Below are 18,448 nucleotides of genomic sequence, written 5' to 3' on the forward strand. Positions count from 1 at the left end.
TATTTTAGTGGGCTAAAAATAATTTATACAGTTGTTAAAAAGTGTTAAAGTTAAAAATTTAGTTGACCTGCTCACTTGTCATACCAAAACGGCGCTCGCGTTTCTGATAATCAAGTATAGCTTCATACAAATCTTCCTTGCGAAAATCAGGCCATAACTTTGTGGTGAAGTACAATTCGGCATAGGCAATTTGCCACAGCAGGTAGTTACTTATCCGGTGTTCGCCGCTGGTTCTAATCAGCAGTTCGGGGTTGGGCATGCCTTTGGTATATAAGTTGTTTTCAAAAGTCTCCTCATCAATATCATCAATATTTAATTCGCCGCTTTGCACTTTGGCTGCAATGTTTTTGGCAGCGCTCACAATTTCGCGGCGCGAGCTGTAGCTTAAAGCCAGCGTTAGCACCAAACCCGTGTTGCCACTGGTTTGTTCCATTGCGTTTACCAGTTCGCGGTGGGCCTTGTCAGGCAGCATGTTTAAGTCGCCTATGGTTGAAAGGCGCACGTTTTTTTCCATAAAGTTTCTGATCTCTTTATGAATGGTGCTTACCATCAGCTCCATTATCGCCATTACTTCAAGCTTCGGGCGGTTCCAGTTTTCAGATGAGAAAGTATAAAGCGTAAGGTACTTTAAATTTAACAGCGTAGCCCCTTCAACCACATCCCTAACCGAAAGCACCCCGTTATGATGGCCGAATATTCTCAATTTGCCTTTTTCTTTTGCCCAACGGCCATTGCCATCCATAATAATAGCTATGTGCTGCGGCAATTTTAACAAATCAATCTGTTCCCTATATCCCATTATAACATTTATAACAGCCGTAAAAAACGGCTTCAAAAAGCATTTTTTTGGTTGAAAAATGCATAATTAATAACCAGCCGGGCCAGCTATTATTGCAAGTCGCCCCGGTTTTAGTCCCATTTTCAACAACTTGCGCTGTTTTTTTCAGGGGACAAAGGTAAAAACTTAATTGTAGTTTTTTTATTATGAGGAAGGAAAAGAATTATTGCGTAGTCTTGAAAGTCCGGAAAGTCGGAAAAGTCAGTAAAGTCCGAAGAAAAAGCTGTCCGAAAAGTTCCAAAGACGCTACGGTCCCAGGGCAACTTAATCAACTCAAATTCACCTAAACCCGGCTAATTTCTTTCGTCTTTCCGGACTTCACTGACTTTTCGGACTTCAATAAATCCCTTTATCCTTCAATAACTCGATATCTTTTGGCGATATCGCAGCTATCGCATATGACGGCACCCTGGTAATGTTTAGTTCGTCAAGCGTATTAACAAGATTTTCGTAAATCGAGTGTTCTGCGGGTTTAATTATTACCATCATAGTTTTGCCTGTCGATGCATAAACCTGTTTGGTCATATCAACAATCACTTTACGTATTTGCATGCCATAGCCAGTAAGTTTAGGGGTAGTTAAAGGTTTATCTGCCATCCCTAAATAATACATTGCCTGGTTCTTTTTGCCCAGACAGATGGTCATCGTGGTTTTTTCGGAAACAAAACCGTCGGGGCCGGGAACCGGCATCACCAGTTTCATTGCTCTCGGTTTTACAAGCGATGTGGTCAGCATAAAGAAAGTAATCAGCAAAAATGCGAGATCGACCATTGCAGTCAGATCTACGCGGACAGGCATTCTTTTGGTGTGCCTTCCACCTGTTTTCCCCGAGGATTGATTTAGCTCAGCCATGACAGTAAAGTTTAAGGTTAAATAATTGTTTACCAGCGCAAACAGATGCAACTGATCTTACAGTATAACGCAGGTGAAAATTATTTATTGCAACAATGATGCAAATAAAAACAAAGATTTATTGGATTTAAGGATTTTAGGATTCTGGGGGCGATGGAATTATTGTTTATAGCACAGGCCTGCGACCTGTGCTTACGAATGCCGCCCCGTTGGGGCTGGGTGTGTATGCTTATGATATGATTTGTTCCTATTTACTTTTAAAAAACTGGCATCTTTAATCGAAGAGAAACAGTCAAAGCCCCAAAGGGGCGCAATTCATCAGGGCAGGTCGCTGGCCTGCACTAAACAGACAGTCAACAACATTCTAAAACAATCTCCATGCCAATGATGATTGATGACGAATTCACGCTATGAAATTGACAAACTTCAGGCTTTAACACATTTCGTCTTTCGGACTTTACTGACTTTCCGACTCTCAGACTTACTGAAAATAACACTTCTGCGTAACAAAGGTGTACGAGAAGGTGACCTGTGCAAAAAAGTAGGTGTCGCGGGGGCGCGAATCGCCCCGTTGGGTGCCGGGGATCCCCAGGTAAATGCCGGTTTTCTCACCCGAGCGGTCGGCAAGGGCCTTTGAAACACTTTGACCTGCACCTTTATTAACATAGACGCCGCTAACATCGTCCAAGTAATCGGTAAACGCATTGCGGTAACCCAACTCGGCGCCAAGGGTAAATTTACCGGCGACATTATATTTGATGCCGGCGCCATACAATGCAGCAAGCGTGCTTGTAGGGTAAGGTTTTGGCTCACCTTCGGTTTGGGCCGCTCTTAGGTCGTACTTTGCCCCGTTATATATTGTGGTGGGCGAATAATTAACCGACGCAATTCCTAAAAAAAGGTAGGGCGAGTATTTATTTTTTCCAGCATCAGGTATATAATGCATAAAGTTAAACTCACCTATCAGGCTTATCTCACTTAGTGTTGTGGTGAAGCTTAAATTCCTGTCGCGGAATTGCTGGTTGTTTGAGTTGCTGTCGGCAGCGGCAATTTTGCCATAGGTGTAATTTAGCCTGGCGGATAAATACCCGTTAAAATTCCGTTTGGCAAACGCGCCGAAAGAATAACCACTAACCTTTACCGGGTTCTTAGGGTTCAGATCGCCCATGTAGCCCGCACCGCCCGCACCCACGCCGAACTCCCAGGTTTGCGCCTTAAGGCTAAAGGATAAAAACAAAAAAAATATGATTGGTACAAGTTTAGCCATCAGCTGAATTTAGTAATTGCGGACATCAAGGCCCCACAACAATTTGTTCCTTAACGTTGATAAGTAACTTTCATTATTCAAACGGATAAGATTTAGCCTGAATTCGGCTTTGCTAACCTGGAAACGCATGGTTTTATCAATAATTGCCGTACGCGAATCGCACGATACCAGGTAATTATTGCTGCGGCACTCCACATCAAAAGCCAGTATGCTGGTGTCGGGCAGCACAATAGGCCTCACGTTTAAGTTATGAGGTGCAACCGGCGTCAATACAATACTGTTCGACTCGGGGAAGATAATAGGCCCGCCACAACTTAATGAATAAGCTGTTGAGCCTGTCGAACTGGATATAATAATGCCATCGCCCCAATAAGAGTTTAAAAATTCCTTATTTAAAAAAACGTGGGTGGTAATCATCGCTGCATCATCCCGCTTATGAATGGTAATGTCATTAAGGGCAAAATTGTCCTTGCCAAATATTTCCATTTCCGAATCGATGCTCAGCAATTCACGGCTATCCAGCGTGAATTGTTTATTTACCACTGCATAAATAGCAGCGTCGATATCATTTTTATTGATGCTTGCCAAAAAGCCAAGGCGGCCAAAATTTATCCCTATTACGGGGATGCCAGAGTCGCGGATAACCGCGACCATATCAAGCAAGGTGCCGTCGCCGCCAAGGGTTAAAAACAAATCGATGAACCCTTTTAGTTTAACCGTATCATCCAGCACTTTGTATTGTACCGATTTAACATTCTCCTTTAAAAACTCACAAAGCTGAGGGTGAACGTAAATTTCGACGCCATGCATCGCCAACTTGTCAAACACCTGCTGAATATAGGGAACAACTATTCCGTCATTAAATTGCCTGCCGTAAACTGCTATTCTCATTAGTTTATTGGTTCATTTGTTAATTAGTTCATTGGTGGGTAGTTTGATACCTGCCTGTGGGATTTCGTAAAGGGAATAATTATCTAAATCTTTCTGCTAATTTAATACCTGGTACAAATGAACTAATGAACCAGTGAAATAATGAAACTAAAGGTTCAAATAGTTCATCAACGAATTATACCTGTCTCTCGAATTGTCGTTTTCGTCGCTGTGATTAAAGGTTGCTTTTATGTCGTATTCGTATCGTAAAAAAGTGGCAATTATGGCCGATATATCCTGTTTATTTACCTTCAGGGTAACTTCCATCCTGGTTGAGTCGGGGAAGGTACGTACGTATGAGCTCAGTATTTGCGCATTGTCCGACTCCACTATCTGCGCCATGTGGGCAAGTGAGTTATTTTTGTTGCTTATCTCGAGCACAATTATACCGCCCGGCTGGCTTACCGAAGTAAGACCGGCAAAATATTCCGTTAAAGCATTAATGGTAATAAGGCCCAAATAATTTTTGGCAGCATCAAGCACCGGAACAACGGTTACCTGCCGCTCGTGAAACAGGCGGATAACATCATAAATATGTTGCCCTTCCAGCACGTATGGATTAACCAGCGAAAGGGTAAGCGCTCCTACCGGCGTCTGCAGATCGCTCTCCCCTATTAAATCGTTTTCAGACAATAAGCCCAAAAACTGTTCCTCGTTTACAATTGGCAAATGGCGTATACGAAACTCCACCATACGGTCAATAGCCTTCTGAATCGGGTCAGAGGTATGTACCGGCGGTATCGCGTCAGCTATTAATTCAATTGCAAGCATCTTCTATTTATTTTCGGTTAATTTTCTCTAAAAACGGTTTTAAGTACTTGTTAAACTCTTCGGGCTGCTCCATCATAGGTGCATGCCCGCATTTTTCTATCCAGTGCAGTTCTGAATCGGGCAGCAGTTGGTTAAATTCAACCGCGACCTCCGGCGGAGTAATTTTATCATCGCGCCCCCATATTAGCGCTACCGGTACTTTTATCTTATTCAAATCGGCATTCATATTGTGCCGTATAGCCGATTTTGCCATTGCCAGTATCCTGATAACGCTGTGCCTGTCATTTATTATACGATATACGTCATCAACTAGTTCTTTGGTTGCCGTATTGGGGTCATAAAAAGTATATTCTACCTTCTCTTTCACAAAATCATAACTCTCGCGCCGTGGGAAGGAGCCGCCAAAAGCATTTTCATACAGGCCCGAGCTGCCGGTTAATACCATTGCCTTCACATAAGTTGGATGCGACAACACATATATTAAGGCCACATGCCCACCCAATGAGTTGCCCAGCAGCGTTACGTTGTTAAGCTTTTTATACTTTACAAACTTGTGCACATACTTAGCAAGGGTTTTAACCCCTGTAGTTAATAACGGTAAATCATATATCGGCAGTATTGGTATAATTACCCTGTACTGCCCCCTGAATTCCTCTATCACCTTATCCCAGTTGCTCAATGCACCCATTAAGCCGTGTAATAACAACAGAACTTCTCCTTCGCCCTCATCGATATAACTAAAACCGTGTTCCTCTTTAAGCACGAAATCCATATAAATTTGTAAAGTTTAAATTTTAAACACCCGGCTGTCAATTTTGCCGGTTTCATCTTCAAATATTTTCGCTATAAAAATAGCTTATTGCTTGTTAGATGCAAGTTATTTTGTTGGAATGTTTGAAAGTTAAAAAGCTGTAATGTTGTATCAACTATTAGAAATCAAATTTTTGCAACTTTTCAACCTTACAACGTTGTAACATTTCAACAACTACCCCAACAACTGCTTCACCACTTCCGATATCGTCCGGCCATCAGCCTGGCCTGCCAGTTCTTTGTTGGCAATGCCCATTACTTTGCCCATATCGCTAACTGATGTTGCCCCAATACGGCTTATCACTTCCTGCAGGTAACCTTCAATTTCAAAACGGGTCATTTGCTGTGGCAGGTAAGGCTCAATAACCTTCATTTCGTCCATTTCAATCTGGTACAAATCCTCGCGATTTTGTGTTTTATAGATCTCTGCCGATTCCTTGCGTTGTTTTACCAGTTTTTGCAGCACTTTAATTTCAGCTTCGCTGGTCAATTCTTCGGCAGCGCCCTTTTCGGTACGAGCCAAAAGCAAAGCCGATTTAATGGCCCGCAGCCCCCGCAAACGGTCGGCCTGTTTTGCCAGCATAGCTTGTTTTATATCCTGGTCAATTTGAGTTATGAGTGACATTTTAATTTGTGATTTAGCGAATTGTTGGATTTTTTATTTCGGATTTCAAATGTTCGATTTCGGATTTAAGAACGCAGATTTTTCCTATCTCTAACCTCTGCTCTCTAATCTCTAAATATAGTGGTCGCATTTGCCTGCGCTGTTGGCATTACTACCATATCGTTAATGTTTACATGCGCCGGGCGCGATACGGCAAACCAAATGGTTTCAGCTATATCATCGGCTACCAACGGATCGAAGCCGTCATAAACCTTTTTTGCCCTTTCTTTATCGCCTTTGAACCTAACTTCCGAAAACTCAGTTTCCACTGCTCCCGGATGTATGGCCGTAACTTTTATGCCATGTGGCAACAGGTCAATCCGCATGCCTTTATTTAGGGCATCAACCGCATGTTTACTGGCACAGTATACATTGCCATTGGCATAAACTTCTTTACCGGCAATCGAACCTATATTTACAATATGCCCGCTGCCGTTTTTTATCATCCAATTGGCTACTATTTTACTTACATAAAGTAAGCCCTTTACATTAGTGTCAATCATAGTGTCCCAATCATCAAGGCTGCCTTTGTCAATCGGGTCAAGTCCCTGGCTCAGGCCGGCGTTGTTAATCAGCACATTTACCTTTTTCCATTTGGCAGGTAAGTTTTCAAGATTTTCAGCTACCTCTTCCCTGTTCCTTACGTCGAACTGCGATACAGCAATTTCAACGTTGTATTTGGTATTTAGCTTTTTTGCAAGCTTCTCCAGCCTGTCAATCCGGCGGCCGGTTAATATCAAATTATACTTTTCGCGCGCAAATAAATGAGCGCAGGCCTCACCAATTCCTGATGTGGCGCCTGTTATTAATGCAATTTTAGCCATACATAGGTAACTATCGCAGCGAAATTATGTTTTTTGATTGGATAAAGTTGTCATTTATTAGCAAAGATTTGTCAAGTTCTGTGTCTAAAGCCAGGAGTCTTAAGTCAGAATTTAGACTTGAACTTAAGATTTTTGACTCAGGACTTTCCACTCAGGACTCTTCCACCCTACTCAAAAATCAAACTAAATGTAAATGTGTGCAAGCCAAGGCTGCTGATGGGACTGGAATAAGGGTGGTTTTCGGGCACCAAAACATTGCCAAACGAGTTTGACATCTTAATCTCGGGCGACAGCTTAAAAAATTCGAAATAAATATCGCAGCCAATCCCCGCCTCGTACGAGCCGAAACCACTTGCGTTTTTTACCAGTTTGTTCAATGGGTCGAGGCCGGTGTCGGCATTCTTTTTTGAGCCTATGGCAAGCGAGTACTTTACGCCGCCTAAAATGTACGCCCTGAAATCCTGTATTCTATCCGATTTTATTTTTACCTCCAGGGGGAAATCTACTGTGGTGGATTGTATCTGCTTGGTAACATCGTCGGTACTTTTTGGGTAAGTATAAGTAATCGACCTATCGGCAAAAACAAGCGAAGGATTTCCCCGCACTTCAATATGGTCGGTAAGCCGGTAACGGGTTATAAAACCCACACCAAAACCTGTAGCATTTTTTGAGCTGATACTCCGCAAGGAGTCGGTGATAAACCGGTTTACCCCCGGGTCGAAAAATGGATCGCGCCAATTGGGCTTTTTATCAATTTTAAAGTAATTGCTAACATAACTGAAGCTAAAACCAAAGCTGAGATCGGTTTGGTCAGCGCCGCCACCCCATGCAGGGGCCTGGGCAAATAGGGCATTACCGCAAAATAATAGTATAATAATGGTTAGGTAACCGTTTTTAATCATTTAATACCCGTATAAATTGAACAAATACCAAACGCCAAAGGCCTGTGTTTGGTATGTTTAAAGCCTACTTTATCCATAAGTGCAGTAAACGTTGCCCCATCAGGGAAAGCAGCTACCGACTCAGGCAAATAAGTGTAGGCCCTTGCATCTTTCGAAAATAATTTACCAATTCCGGGTGTAATATAGTTAAAATACACGTTATACAGCTGTTTTACAGGGAATACCTTCGGTTTTGAAAACTCCAGCACTACCGCTTTTCCACCCGGTTTTAACACGCGGAATATGTCGGCAAGTCCTGTTTCAAGGTTTTCAAAATTGCGCACGCCATAGGCCACGGTAACCGCATCAAAGCCATCGGCATCAAAAGGCAGCTTTTCCGAATCGCCAAGCTTTACTTCAAATTTATCGCCTAAATTGCGTTTGGTGATTTTTTGCTGCGCGATGTCGAGCATCCCTTGAGATATATCAACCCCGATTATTTTTTCGGGTTTAAGTATAGTTAAAGCCTCAAAAGCAAAATCGCCGGTACCTGTGGCTACATCCAATATCAACTTAGGCTGATTTGATTTCAATTCATTAATCGCCTTTTTTCGCCAAATGATATCAATACCAAGCGACAAGAAGTGATTTAAAAAATCATAAGTTTTTGATATGTTGTTAAACATGTCAGCTACCTGTTCTTTCTTGGTGCCCTGCTGGTCGGTATACGGAATTATTGTTTTGCTCATGGAGCGGCAAAGATAATGATTATTTGATTTCGGATTTCGGATGTTCGATTTCGGATTTGCCTGACGTCGAAAAAATGGATAAAAATTGACAAATCATATATTTTGATACTATATTTATCAACCCATTAAATAAATCCGAAATCGAACATCCGAAATCCGAAATTCTCTATCATGAAAGAAAACGACGAACCATCCCGAAGAAATTTTCTCAGAAAACTTGGTACAGCCACCGCCGCAGTTGCTGTTGGCTCAAACGTATTTGCGGCCGATAAAAAAAACGATGTTTTTTCCTACTTAAAAAGGACGGGCGGCTTCAGTGCTAACGACCAGGTAAATATTGCTTTGATAGGCGCCGGGGGCCAGGGTAGCGAAGACACAAACGTGGCGTTACAAATCCCAGGCGTAAAATTGATTGCCGTTTGCGATTTGTATGATGGCCGCCTTGCCGATGCTAAAAAGCGTTGGGGAGCAGATATTTTCACTACCAAAATTTACAAAGAGATACTCAATCGCAAAGATATCGATGCCGTAATTATAGGCACACCCGACCACTGGCACCAGCAAATATCTGTTGACGCCATGCATGCCGGCAAACATGTTTATTGCGAAAAACCGATGGTGCATGCCATAACCGAGGGCCCGGCAGTGATACAGGCTCAAAAAGAGACCGGCAAAATTTTCCAGGTGGGCAGCCAGGGGGTATCGTCATTAGGCAACGAGAAGGCAAAAGAACTTTTGGCAGCAGGCGCCATAGGCCAGCTTAACTATGCCGAAGGCTTTTGGGCAAGGCGCGGAGCTGTTGAGGTTTGGCAATACCCCATCCCGGCCGATGCTTCACCGCAAACTGTGGATTGGGACACCTATGTGAGCAACGTGCACAAACGCCCATTTGATGAGAAACGTTTTTTCCGCTGGAGAAACTATACCAATTACGGCACAGGCATGGCCGGCGATTTATTTGTGCACCTGTTCAGCAGCCTGCATCTTGTTACCGGCTCTCATGGCCCCGAAAAAATTTATGCATCGGGCGGCTTAAGGTTTTGGAACGATGGCCGCGAAGTCCCTGACGTTTTATTGGGCACTTTCGATTATGCAAAAAATGATATGCACCCGGCATTTAACTTGTCCCTGCGCTGCAACTTCGTCGACGGTACCAGCGGCACCACTTACCTGCGCCTTGTAGGCAGCGAAGGCGCCATGGACATTACCTGGGATGAGGTGGTGTTAAAAAGAAATAAAGTATTCGCATCCGACGACCCTTTCTACCTCGAAAAACTAAGACAGGCAGGAGACAGAAATCCTGAAAGAAAAAAAATGCTGCCCCCCGAAGAAATTGTCTACAAAGCCGACAAAGGTTACCTCGGCGGGCCTTACGACCACATGAATAATTTCATCACTGCCATACGCACCAACGGCAAAGTTACCGAGGATGCTACCTTTGGATACCGCGCAGCTGCACCGGCATTATTATGTAACGATAGCTATTTTAACAACAAACCCATGTTCTGGGACCCGGAGAAGATGGTGAAGAAAGGTTAGCCCGGAAAGTCGAAAAGTAAAAAGGTTGGAAATTATACCGTAGGGGCGAATTGCATTCGCCCTCGTCATGCCGTTTACAAAATGTCAGCCACAATTTAATACGAAAAACACAAAATGAAAAAACTAAGCATACTCTCAATTGCCCTAATACTATTGGGTTTACAGGCGTTTAAAATTCACCCCAATAAACCATCAAACCCATCAGCCAAAATAAAAACATGGAAAAGCTTGTTTGATGGCAAAACCCTCGCAGGCTGGCACAACTATAATAGAAAAGGAGAAGTGAAAAACTGGGTAGTTGAAGACGGTTCGCTGGTTTGCCCGGGCGGCATTGAGGGTGGCGATATTGTAACAGATAAGCAATATGCCAACTTTGAATTATCGTGGGACTGGAAGGTTGAAAAAGGCGCCAACAGCGGCGTTTTGTACCATGTGGTTGAAGATGCCAAATTCCCGTATACCTCTGAAACCGGCCCCGAATACCAGATTATCGACGACATTGGCTGGCCCGAAAAGCTGGAAGATTGGCAAAAAACCGGTTGCGATTACGCCATGCACCTGCCAAACAGCAATAAAAACCTAATGCCCGTAGGCGAATGGAACACCAGCAAAATCATTTTCAACAGGGGGCATGTAGAACACTGGCTTAATGGTAAAAAGATTTTATCCTTCACCGCATGGGATGCAGACTGGAACAAGAAGAAAGCCGAAGGCAAATGGAAAGATCATACCGATTATGGCATGGCCAAAACAGGCGTAATTGCTTTACAGGAGCATGGTAAGAAAACGTTTTATAAGAACATCTGGATTAAAGAACTGTAATGTAACTAGCGAATGACGCTTTGGTATGCAAAAAGCGGACAAGACCCTATGTAAACCTATATCAGTATTACGGTATATTTTTATGTTGCTGTTCACAGTGAAACATAAGGAACAGGGTGGAACAGTAACGGCTCGGCCCAGGGCATGAAAAAGCCTATTTCTGTATTAATAATGCGCTTTTTGCCTTATTTGCTACCCAAAAAAACGCGAAAAGTACTGACAAATTAGTGTCAGCACTTTTCGTAAAAACAACGGCGGCAAGCGTTAGGCCTGCTATCCTCTAATCCCTTCACTAAGGAGGATCATGGTTCAGACGGCTGCCAGCAACCCTTCCATATCCAATCTCCTTGTAAACATAGTCAGTTCGCCATTTTCATCAAGCGGCCATTGCTCTTTCGGCCTGTCCCAATATAATTCCACACCATTGCCATCCGGATCATCTAAATAAATAGCCTCGGATACGCCGTGGTCTGATGCTCCGGTTATCGGGTATTTTTTGTCAATCAGGCGTTGCAGTATTTCAGCCAGATCTTTACGCTCAGCATATAATATAGCGGTGTGATATAAGCCGGGAGCATATTCGGGTGCAGGTGGTGCTCCTGCACTGTGCCAGGTATTTAAGCCTATGTGGTGATGATACCCGCCTGCCGATATAAATGCAGCCTGCCCGCCGTACATCATCATTTTGTCGAAACCCAACAAACCGCAGTAAAAATCGAGCGATTTTTGCAGGTCGGCTACTTTTAAATGCACATGGCCAATGCGGGTTTTTGCCGGTATTTTATACGCTTCCATATAATTACATGTTTAAACATCAAATTTACGAAACATTATGATACTCTTTTGTTTAATGATTGTAAAATAGCTAATTATACCAATAATTTATGCTGTCTCATATCTCATATCTACCATCTCAAAACTAAAAACCCTACCTTTGCACCATGATTATTAAAACAGCAGAGTTTATTTGCAGCAATACCCAGATCTCAAAGCTACCGCCGCCTGTAAAGGCTGAGTACGCATTTATCGGGCGCTCAAACGTAGGTAAATCGTCGCTGATAAATATGCTTACAGCTAAAAAGGGGCTGGCAAAAACATCGCAAACTCCCGGTAAAACACAACTGATAAATCATTTTCTAATAAATGATAACTGGTACATTGTTGATTTACCAGGTTATGGCTACGCCCGGGCGTCAAAAAGCAAAAAGGCCGACTGGGATAAGTTCATCCACAGTTACCTCGATAAGCGCGAAAGCCTGCAGTGTGTAATGGTGCTGATTGACAGCCGCCTTGAGCCGCAAAAAATAGACGTTGAGTTTTGCAACTGGCTTGGCGAAAAAGGTCTTTCATTTGTTTTGGTGTTTACCAAAGCAGATAAACAATCAACCGTAAAAACCGATCAGAATATCGCTAGGTTTCGTAAGGCGCTGTTAGCTACTTTCGAGGAAGTTCCGCAGCACTTTGTAACATCGGCCGAAACACATGCCGGGCACGACGAAATCCTGGCTTTCATCAGCAAGATAAACCAGCAATTTACAATACCTGAAATAAATTACTAAACAAACATTAAAAACTATGAAACGTACAGCACATGCCCATTGGAACGGTACTTTAACCGAAGGTAAAGGCGAAATCACCACGCAAAGCACCATCCTGAACAACACCCAGTACTCATTTAAAACCCGTTTCCAGGACGGAATTGGTACTAACCCGGAAGAATTAATTGCCGCAGCACACGCAGGCTGCTTTACCATGGCTGTAGGCGCGCAGCTTAGCCAGGCAGGTTTTACGCCCAACGATTTAACCACCGACGCAATTTTGGACCTGGATATGCAAAAGCTGGAGATAACCGGCATTCATCTTGAACTTAAAGGCTCGTTGATTGACGGTGTTTCTGAAGAAAAATTCAAAGAAATTGCTGAAGGCGCGAAAGCAGGTTGCATTATATCAAAAGCGCTGAGCGTGCCTATCACATTGACTGTTACTTATGCTTAATTATTTTTTGGTTAATTAAGTTAAGGACCTGTTATTAACAGCAATTTACAATAACCAGCATAAAAAATATAACAACTATTAATTAATAAATAGCGGGGCCTTGTCTCCGCTATTTTTATTCGTATCTACCTGAAAATCACATTAAAATCACATTAAAAATATATTAACAAATAGTATTGTTTTTTATTAAAATCATATATTTGATATATTATAAACCAATTAAAACCTAAATTACATGAAAAAAATTCTATTAGCGCTTTTCGTGCTGGGAGTAACAGCATGCAGCAGTTTTGCACAAACTACCAAATCATCAGATGTGGCCAAATTTAGCATCGGTGTAGACGCGGGCCTGCCAATTGGCACAACCAGCGATGTTTACAGCTTTGCTATCGGCGGTTCGCTTAAATACGATATGCCAATCGGAAGCGGTGCTTTTGTAAATTTGTCAGCAGGTTATCAATCATTTATGGTAAAAAGTGCCCTTAAAAATGCTGGTTTTCCATCATCTTCAGGTTTTGTGCCAATTAAAGTAGGTTTAAAATACTATTTTGATGGACAAGGCTTTTATGGCGAAGGCCAACTGGGTGTTGCATTCTCCACCGAAAGCGGTGGCGGCAAAGCCTTTGCATATGCTCCGGGCATAGGTTATACCCTCGACGGCGGCTTTGACATTGGCGTTCGTTATGAGGCATGGTCAAATAATGGTACCGTTAGCCAGATAGCGTTACGCTTAGCTTATGGTTTTTAAGTGAATAGTTAACATAAATAGGCAAAAGAGCAGGGTAATGTCCTGCTCTTTTTATTTACAGGCTGTTTTTTAAGCAAATATTTTTTGCTAACCCGGTAATTTCCAAGTCATTTAAACACAGGCGCTTACACCTAAAAAATTAGTTTAACCATTCGAAAGAGGCCTGTTTCTCCCAAAAAGCCTGTAACAACGCGCCTGTTCCCGGCGTCTATAGGTGAAATAAAGGTAAAATAACACGGTGTTGTTTTATCAAAACTTAAACACAAATCAATTTCACACATGAAAAAAATTCTATTAGCATTATTCGTGCTGGGAGTAACCGCGTGCACCAGTTTCGCGCAAACAAAAGATTCAGACGCCGGTAAATTCAGCATTGGTGTTGACGCAGGCCTGCCAATTGGCGATGCCAGCAACGTTTACAGCTTTGCTATTGGCGGTTCACTAAAGTACGATATGCCTATTGGCAGCGGTGCTTTTGTAAACTTAACAGCCGGCTACCAATCATTTATGGTGAAAAGCGCACTTAAAAATGCTGGCTTCCCATCCTCATCAGGCTTCGTTCCGGTAAAAGTTGGCTTAAAATATTATTTTGAAGGACAAGGCTTTTATGGCGAAGGCCAGTTAGGCGTTGCATTTTCAACCGAAAGCGGCGGTGGCAAAGCGTTTGCATACGCGCCGGGCGTAGGTTATACCCTGGACGGCGGCGTTGATTTGGGCGTGCGTTACGAAGCTTGGTCAAACAACGGAACTGTTAGCCAGGTTGCATTACGCGTGGCATATAGCTTCTAATTTAAATATCAGTACTATTAAAAACAGCCGGGGAAAACTCCCCGGCTGTTTTTGTTACTAATCAATGCTTTTTCTGGCTAGTCTTTAATAAAGCTTAGCTCCGCATCGTGGTATAAAGGCTTTTTTATTTGCGATTTTAGGCCCTGGAAACTTTTCATTGGTCCTTCCGCAGCAAAAAGATTTACCAGCCAGGCTGGGAGGTTGCCGCCGGGGTCCAACTGTAAGGTATACACAACTTTTAGGAAATTTTTTTTCAGCGGCGTTATCACCCACAGTCCTTTTGACGAGCGAACCCGTACAATACCGTCTTTTAGCGGTACCATTCCGTTTACCGCAGGGCCATCAATTGTAATAACTTTGGTTTCGGGGTTTTGGCTTACTGTGAGGTGCGCAACAAAATCGCGGTTCTGCACCGGCCATGGAATACTGATCTCAGAATAATAATATAGTTCGCCTGGCGAAACCTGTTTAACAAGCGTGCACAGTTTGGTATGATAAAGCCATTCGGGACAGTTTTTCACGTCAAGCAAAACCTTCACCAGCTGCGATAAGGTGGCATTAAGTTCACATTCAACCTTTATCGCCTTAAATTTCGACCCGGTAACATTGCTGGTATACACCTTTATGCCATCACTTTCACTCTTAAGTTTCCAGTCTGTTTGCGCAGAAACATTGGCCAGCTTTAAAACAAGAAATATTGTAATAATAACCCTATGCATTAAAAAATTGTTATATAAATATCAAATTTAAACTTCCTTGCGTTTCCTGTTGCAACTTGTGTGCTTTTTGACATTATAAAGGCAATCGGGCATCGTTGCTATTTTTTTCGGCCTGTTTGCAACTAATCTTTGAATTTTCTTTATGTTTATGGCTTAGGTATGAAGAGGACTTTACTGTTGCTAATTGTTGTTTTGATGTGCTCAGCGGGTGCCATTGCCCAAGTTACCATGAAAACGCACTTAAGCCTGGGTGTCGAATACGGGTTATCAACCGGAAGTCTTTCCGATTTCTACGGTTCGGTTATAGGCACATCATTAAAAATAGAAGTTCCCGTTGGCTCTCCCGACTTTAATTTAACCGGCACAATTGGTTATACCGCTTACATGGTACGCCTCGATTATCATGGTCCCCTTGTTTTAAACGCCGAACAATTTATCCCGGTTGAAATTGGCGCCAAATACTATTTCACTAAAATAGCTTATTTTGAGGGTGATGCCGGTATATCGCAAAATGTACAAAGCAATTTTACAGGATCAAAAACAGCATTTATTTATTCGCCCATTATAGGTATTTCTGCCCCCAGCAACAACCACAAATCAACCATTGATTTAGGTTTGCGGTTCGAAAGCCGGGGTGATAACCACCAGGTAGCTGTACGGGTGGCCTACCGTTTCGGGCCAACGTTTCCGAAGCCCGAAAAACCGAAAGAGGCTAAATAAATCATTCGCTTCCCTTTTATTTTTTTCAAATAAATGTGCCTAACAATCGTTTCGCTTTAGCGCATTATTGTGTAATTTCGGCGTTTATCACTCAATACAAAAGTGCTTAGCATCCTTAAAAAAGAAATCACGTCATATCTCAGCTCACTGGTGGCCTACGTTACCATTGGGGTGTTTTTATTAGTACTGGGCTTGTTTTTATGGGTATTCCCCGAGTCGAGCATACTTGACTATGGCTACGCCGGTTTAGACAGCCTTTTTAACACCACCCCCTATCTTTTTATGTTCCTGATACCGGGCATCACCATGCGATCGCTGGCCGAAGAACGCAAAGAAGGCACTTTCGAAATACTGCTTACCCGTCCCCTTGCCGACTGGCAAATTGTGTTGGGCAAGTATTTTGCATCGTTGCTGCTGGTGCTGTTTGCGTTGCTGCCTACCCTGGTTTATTACTATTCGGTCTATCAATTAGGAGCGCCTAAGGGCAATATTGATACCGGCGGCGTAATTGGCTCGTATATCGGTTTATTTTTACTCGGCGCAGCATTTGCCGCAATTGGTTTATTCGCGTCCTCAATAAGTAAAAACCAGATCATCGCATTTACTATTGCAGTATTTCTGTGTTTCTTTTTTTACAGCGGGTTCGATTCTTTAAGCCAGTTACTGTCGCTTCAAAGCCTTAGCCTGCAGGATTTGGGCATTACCCAGCATTACCAATCAGTAAGCCGCGGCGTTCTGGACACGCGCGATTTGGCCTATTTTGTTATCCTGACGGGATTGTTTATTTGCTTTACCTTATTTGTACTGATAAGGCAAAGACAAAAAAGCCTGCGTGGAGCTGACGCAATATTTTGCGGTAGCACGTTGGCGGTTTTAATAATCGTTGGCGTACTGTCAAATGTCACTTTTACCCGCTTCGATTTTACCAAAGAAAAACGGTTTACCGTATCCCCCATTACACGCGGCATAATGAGCAACATTAAAGACCCGGTACGGATCGTTGTTTATTTAAAGGGCGATAACTTTTCGGCTGAACTGAAGCGCCTGCAACGGGCCACACGGGACATGCTGCTTGATTTACAAGCCTATAGTCATGATAAAATTCAGTTTGAATTGGTCGATCCGCTGGCGTATATTAAAAAATTACCCGAGGCTCAGCAAAAGTCCGTTTATGATACTTTGGAAAGCAAAGGTATAGTTGGCGAACAGCATACCGTAAAAACCGACAACGGCGTCTCGGAAATGCTGATTTTCCCTGAGGCATTGGTACAATTTGAGGGTCGAACAATTGCGGTTAAGCTACTACAAACGCGCATTGGTTCATCCGAAGAAGAAATCACCAATAACTCCATCCAAAACCTGGAATATGCTTTTTCATCGGCCATAAAAAAAGTAACCAGCGGCGGCAAACCACTTATTGGCTTCACAGAGGGGCACAGGGAACTAACCGATTTACAATTGTATTGGGCCATGAACTCATTGGCCGACGGATACCAGGTTGGGCGCGTTAATTTGGCCACCATTCCGCTAAAAGTATTGCTACGACTAAGTATGCTGGTAATCCCCAAACCCGATACCAAATTCAGTGAGGTTGAGAAGTTTAAGATAGACCAATACATTATGCGTGGTGGCCGTGTGTTATGGGCCATTGACCAGGTAAATGCCGAATTAGATAGCCTGAAGGGCCATGGGGGTGAACAAATGTCGTTCCCGAAACAACTTGACCTGGATGACCAGCTTTTCACCTACGGCGTGCGCATTAATTACGATTTGATTGCAGATATGCGCTGCGCTCAAATTCCATTAACTACCGGCTCGGCGGGTGGCCAGGCCCAAATACAGCTGTTGCCCTGGTTATATTATCCAATTTTTATCCCTGCATCAAAAAACCCGGTGGTAAAAAACCTTGATGGCATCCGCAGCGAGTTTGCCAGCACTATTGACACCCTCGCCATAAAAAACGTAAAGAAAACGGTACTACTTACCTCATCTCCCTATAATAAAAAAATAAGCGCGCCGCATATTATTTCGTTGCAGGCTGTTCAGCAAGAGCCAAACCCTAAGGAATTCCAGGGCGAGCCCCAAACAGTAGCCGTATTGCTGGAAGGTCAGTTTAAATCCGACTTTCAAAACCGCCCGTCACCCGAAGGCCTGAACGAAAATGTACCTGTACTGCCGCTAAGCAAACACACCAAAATGATTGTTGTGAGCGATGGCGACATACTAAAGAACCAAATAGGTGCCGATGGCTCACCATACCCCCTTGGATACGACCATTACACCCAGCAAAATTTTGGCAACAAAAACTTTTTACTGAATATTGCCGACTACATGACCGACGACTCCGGCCTGATAGACCTGCGTACGAAGGAAATAAAAATACGGCTGCTTGACAGGCCGCGCGTTCGGGTTGAAAAACTATACTGGCAGGTTTTTAATAATGCCCTGCCCTTGGGTTTGTTGGTAATATTTGCTATTTTTCAACATTATATGCGCAAAAGAAAGTATGCCCATTAAATTATTTACTTTT

General features: G+C 43.0%; 20 protein-coding genes. 8 read left to right on the plus strand and 12 right to left on the minus strand.

Annotated features, from left to right (window positions below; all coding sequences use genetic code 11):
* Positions 1–58 precede the first annotated feature (58 nt).
* The 10 genes from uppS to ubiE form a co-directional block, all read right to left on the minus strand.
* Complete coding sequence (gene uppS, locus NAF19_RS01200) at positions 59–799, minus strand: undecaprenyl pyrophosphate synthase (RefSeq protein WP_252787914.1); 741 nt, start codon at positions 797–799, stop codon at positions 59–61.
* A 375-nt stretch (positions 800–1,174) separates the two neighbouring features.
* A complete protein-coding gene (locus tag NAF19_RS01205; protein ID WP_252787915.1) occupies positions 1,175–1,690 on the minus strand; it encodes an ExbD/TolR family protein in 516 nt (171 codons plus the stop codon).
* A 481-nt stretch (positions 1,691–2,171) separates the two neighbouring features.
* A complete protein-coding gene (porG, locus tag NAF19_RS01210) occupies positions 2,172–2,957 on the minus strand; it encodes a type IX secretion system protein PorG (protein ID WP_252787916.1) in 786 nt (261 codons plus the stop codon).
* 9 nt (positions 2,958–2,966) lie between these two features.
* Positions 2,967–3,848 carry an NAD kinase gene (locus NAF19_RS01215; protein WP_252787917.1) on the minus strand — a complete coding sequence of 294 codons (882 nt, stop codon included), beginning with the start codon at positions 3,846–3,848 and terminating at the stop codon, positions 2,967–2,969.
* A gap of 147 nt (positions 3,849–3,995) precedes the next feature.
* Positions 3,996–4,658, minus strand: a complete 663-nt coding sequence (locus NAF19_RS01220; protein WP_252787918.1) for a CBS domain-containing protein — start codon at positions 4,656–4,658, stop codon at positions 3,996–3,998.
* 7 nt (positions 4,659–4,665) lie between these two features.
* Entirely contained in the window at positions 4,666–5,430 is a 765-nt protein-coding gene (locus NAF19_RS01225; protein ID WP_252787919.1) for an alpha/beta fold hydrolase, read from the minus strand.
* A gap of 213 nt (positions 5,431–5,643) precedes the next feature.
* The gene (locus NAF19_RS01230) at positions 5,644–6,093 is read right to left on the minus strand and encodes a GatB/YqeY domain-containing protein (protein ID WP_252787920.1); all 450 of its coding nucleotides are present in this window, start codon (positions 6,091–6,093) and stop codon (positions 5,644–5,646) included.
* 104 nt (positions 6,094–6,197) lie between these two features.
* Positions 6,198–6,956 carry an SDR family oxidoreductase gene (locus NAF19_RS01235; protein WP_252787921.1) on the minus strand — a complete coding sequence of 253 codons (759 nt, stop codon included), beginning with the start codon at positions 6,954–6,956 and terminating at the stop codon, positions 6,198–6,200.
* 167 nt (positions 6,957–7,123) lie between these two features.
* On the minus strand, positions 7,124–7,858 hold the full coding sequence (gene porT / locus NAF19_RS01240; RefSeq protein ID WP_252787922.1) for a type IX secretion/gliding motility protein PorT/SprT: 735 nt from the start codon (positions 7,856–7,858) through the stop codon (positions 7,124–7,126).
* A complete protein-coding gene (gene ubiE, locus NAF19_RS01245) occupies positions 7,855–8,586 on the minus strand; it encodes a bifunctional demethylmenaquinone methyltransferase/2-methoxy-6-polyprenyl-1,4-benzoquinol methylase UbiE (RefSeq protein WP_252787923.1) in 732 nt (243 codons plus the stop codon). Before ubiE ends, porT begins: the two co-directional genes overlap by 4 nt.
* Positions 8,587–8,757: 171 nt before the next feature.
* Between ubiE and NAF19_RS01250 the strand changes: the two genes are divergently transcribed.
* Positions 8,758–10,125, plus strand: a complete 1,368-nt coding sequence (locus tag NAF19_RS01250; protein WP_252787924.1) for a Gfo/Idh/MocA family protein — start codon at positions 8,758–8,760, stop codon at positions 10,123–10,125.
* Between the two features lie 114 nt (positions 10,126–10,239).
* Entirely contained in the window at positions 10,240–10,947 is a 708-nt protein-coding gene (locus NAF19_RS01255; RefSeq protein WP_252787925.1) for a 3-keto-disaccharide hydrolase, read from the plus strand.
* A 309-nt stretch (positions 10,948–11,256) separates the two neighbouring features.
* Here the strand turns inward: NAF19_RS01255 and NAF19_RS01260 are convergent, their stop codons facing one another.
* Positions 11,257–11,742, minus strand: coding sequence for a VOC family protein (locus NAF19_RS01260; protein ID WP_252787926.1), 486 nt, complete (start codon positions 11,740–11,742; stop codon positions 11,257–11,259).
* Positions 11,743–11,888: 146 nt separating this feature from the next.
* On the opposite strand from NAF19_RS01260, the gene yihA reads away from it, so the two are divergent.
* From yihA to NAF19_RS01280, 4 genes are all read left to right on the plus strand, one after another.
* Complete coding sequence (yihA, locus tag NAF19_RS01265) at positions 11,889–12,506, plus strand: ribosome biogenesis GTP-binding protein YihA/YsxC (RefSeq protein ID WP_252787927.1); 618 nt, start codon at positions 11,889–11,891, stop codon at positions 12,504–12,506.
* Positions 12,507–12,522: 16 nt separating this feature from the next.
* Positions 12,523–12,942, plus strand: coding sequence for an OsmC family protein (locus NAF19_RS01270; RefSeq protein WP_252787928.1), 420 nt, complete (start codon positions 12,523–12,525; stop codon positions 12,940–12,942).
* Positions 12,943–13,177: 235 nt separating this feature from the next.
* Complete coding sequence (locus NAF19_RS01275) at positions 13,178–13,690, plus strand: hypothetical protein (RefSeq protein ID WP_252787929.1); 513 nt, start codon at positions 13,178–13,180, stop codon at positions 13,688–13,690.
* Between the two features lie 279 nt (positions 13,691–13,969).
* Positions 13,970–14,479 carry a hypothetical protein gene (locus NAF19_RS01280; RefSeq protein WP_252787930.1) on the plus strand — a complete coding sequence of 170 codons (510 nt, stop codon included), beginning with the start codon at positions 13,970–13,972 and terminating at the stop codon, positions 14,477–14,479.
* 77 nt (positions 14,480–14,556) lie between these two features.
* On the opposite strand, the gene NAF19_RS01285 is transcribed toward NAF19_RS01280, so the two are convergent.
* The gene (locus NAF19_RS01285) at positions 14,557–15,198 is read right to left on the minus strand and encodes an START domain-containing protein (protein WP_252787931.1); all 642 of its coding nucleotides are present in this window, start codon (positions 15,196–15,198) and stop codon (positions 14,557–14,559) included.
* 228 nt (positions 15,199–15,426) lie between these two features.
* Here NAF19_RS01285 and NAF19_RS01290 point away from each other — a divergent pair, with 228 nt between their 5' ends.
* Both NAF19_RS01290 and gldG read left to right on the plus strand, forming a co-directional pair.
* Positions 15,427–15,918: a hypothetical protein gene (locus NAF19_RS01290; protein ID WP_252787932.1), complete on the plus strand. Its 492-nt coding sequence runs from the start codon at positions 15,427–15,429 to the stop codon at positions 15,916–15,918.
* 102 nt (positions 15,919–16,020) lie between these two features.
* Positions 16,021–18,435, plus strand: coding sequence for a gliding motility-associated ABC transporter substrate-binding protein GldG (gene gldG / locus NAF19_RS01300; RefSeq protein ID WP_370362838.1), 2,415 nt, complete (start codon positions 16,021–16,023; stop codon positions 18,433–18,435).
* Positions 18,436–18,448: the final 13 nt, after the last annotated feature.

This window comes from Mucilaginibacter flavidus (assembly GCF_024055575.1).
GTDB classification, from domain to species: Bacteria; Bacteroidota; Bacteroidia; order Sphingobacteriales; family Sphingobacteriaceae; genus Mucilaginibacter; species Mucilaginibacter flavidus.

Excerpts from the sequence above, each read along its gene's own strand:
- uppS (WP_252787914.1), bottom strand. The coding sequence starts at position 799 with ATGGGATATAGGGAACAGATTGATTTGTTAAAATTGCCGCAGCACATA.
- NAF19_RS01205 (WP_252787915.1), bottom strand. The coding sequence starts at position 1,690 with ATGGCTGAGCTAAATCAATCCTCGGGGAAAACAGGTGGAAGGCACACC.
- porG (WP_252787916.1), bottom strand. The coding sequence starts at position 2,957 with ATGGCTAAACTTGTACCAATCATATTTTTTTTGTTTTTATCCTTTAGC.
- NAF19_RS01215 (WP_252787917.1), bottom strand. The coding sequence starts at position 3,848 with ATGAGAATAGCAGTTTACGGCAGGCAATTTAATGACGGAATAGTTGTT.
- NAF19_RS01220 (WP_252787918.1), bottom strand. The coding sequence starts at position 4,658 with ATGCTTGCAATTGAATTAATAGCTGACGCGATACCGCCGGTACATACC.
- NAF19_RS01225 (WP_252787919.1), bottom strand. The coding sequence starts at position 5,430 with ATGGATTTCGTGCTTAAAGAGGAACACGGTTTTAGTTATATCGATGAG.
- NAF19_RS01230 (WP_252787920.1), bottom strand. The coding sequence starts at position 6,093 with ATGTCACTCATAACTCAAATTGACCAGGATATAAAACAAGCTATGCTG.
- NAF19_RS01235 (WP_252787921.1), bottom strand. The coding sequence starts at position 6,956 with ATGGCTAAAATTGCATTAATAACAGGCGCCACATCAGGAATTGGTGAG.
- porT (WP_252787922.1), bottom strand. The coding sequence starts at position 7,858 with ATGATTAAAAACGGTTACCTAACCATTATTATACTATTATTTTGCGGT.
- ubiE (WP_252787923.1), bottom strand. The coding sequence starts at position 8,586 with ATGAGCAAAACAATAATTCCGTATACCGACCAGCAGGGCACCAAGAAA.
- NAF19_RS01250 (WP_252787924.1), top strand. The coding sequence starts at position 8,758 with ATGAAAGAAAACGACGAACCATCCCGAAGAAATTTTCTCAGAAAACTT.
- NAF19_RS01255 (WP_252787925.1), top strand. The coding sequence starts at position 10,240 with ATGAAAAAACTAAGCATACTCTCAATTGCCCTAATACTATTGGGTTTA.
- NAF19_RS01260 (WP_252787926.1), bottom strand. The coding sequence starts at position 11,742 with ATGGAAGCGTATAAAATACCGGCAAAAACCCGCATTGGCCATGTGCAT.
- yihA (WP_252787927.1), top strand. The coding sequence starts at position 11,889 with ATGATTATTAAAACAGCAGAGTTTATTTGCAGCAATACCCAGATCTCA.
- NAF19_RS01270 (WP_252787928.1), top strand. The coding sequence starts at position 12,523 with ATGAAACGTACAGCACATGCCCATTGGAACGGTACTTTAACCGAAGGT.
- NAF19_RS01275 (WP_252787929.1), top strand. The coding sequence starts at position 13,178 with ATGAAAAAAATTCTATTAGCGCTTTTCGTGCTGGGAGTAACAGCATGC.
- NAF19_RS01280 (WP_252787930.1), top strand. The coding sequence starts at position 13,970 with ATGAAAAAAATTCTATTAGCATTATTCGTGCTGGGAGTAACCGCGTGC.
- NAF19_RS01285 (WP_252787931.1), bottom strand. The coding sequence starts at position 15,198 with ATGCATAGGGTTATTATTACAATATTTCTTGTTTTAAAGCTGGCCAAT.
- NAF19_RS01290 (WP_252787932.1), top strand. The coding sequence starts at position 15,427 with ATGAAAACGCACTTAAGCCTGGGTGTCGAATACGGGTTATCAACCGGA.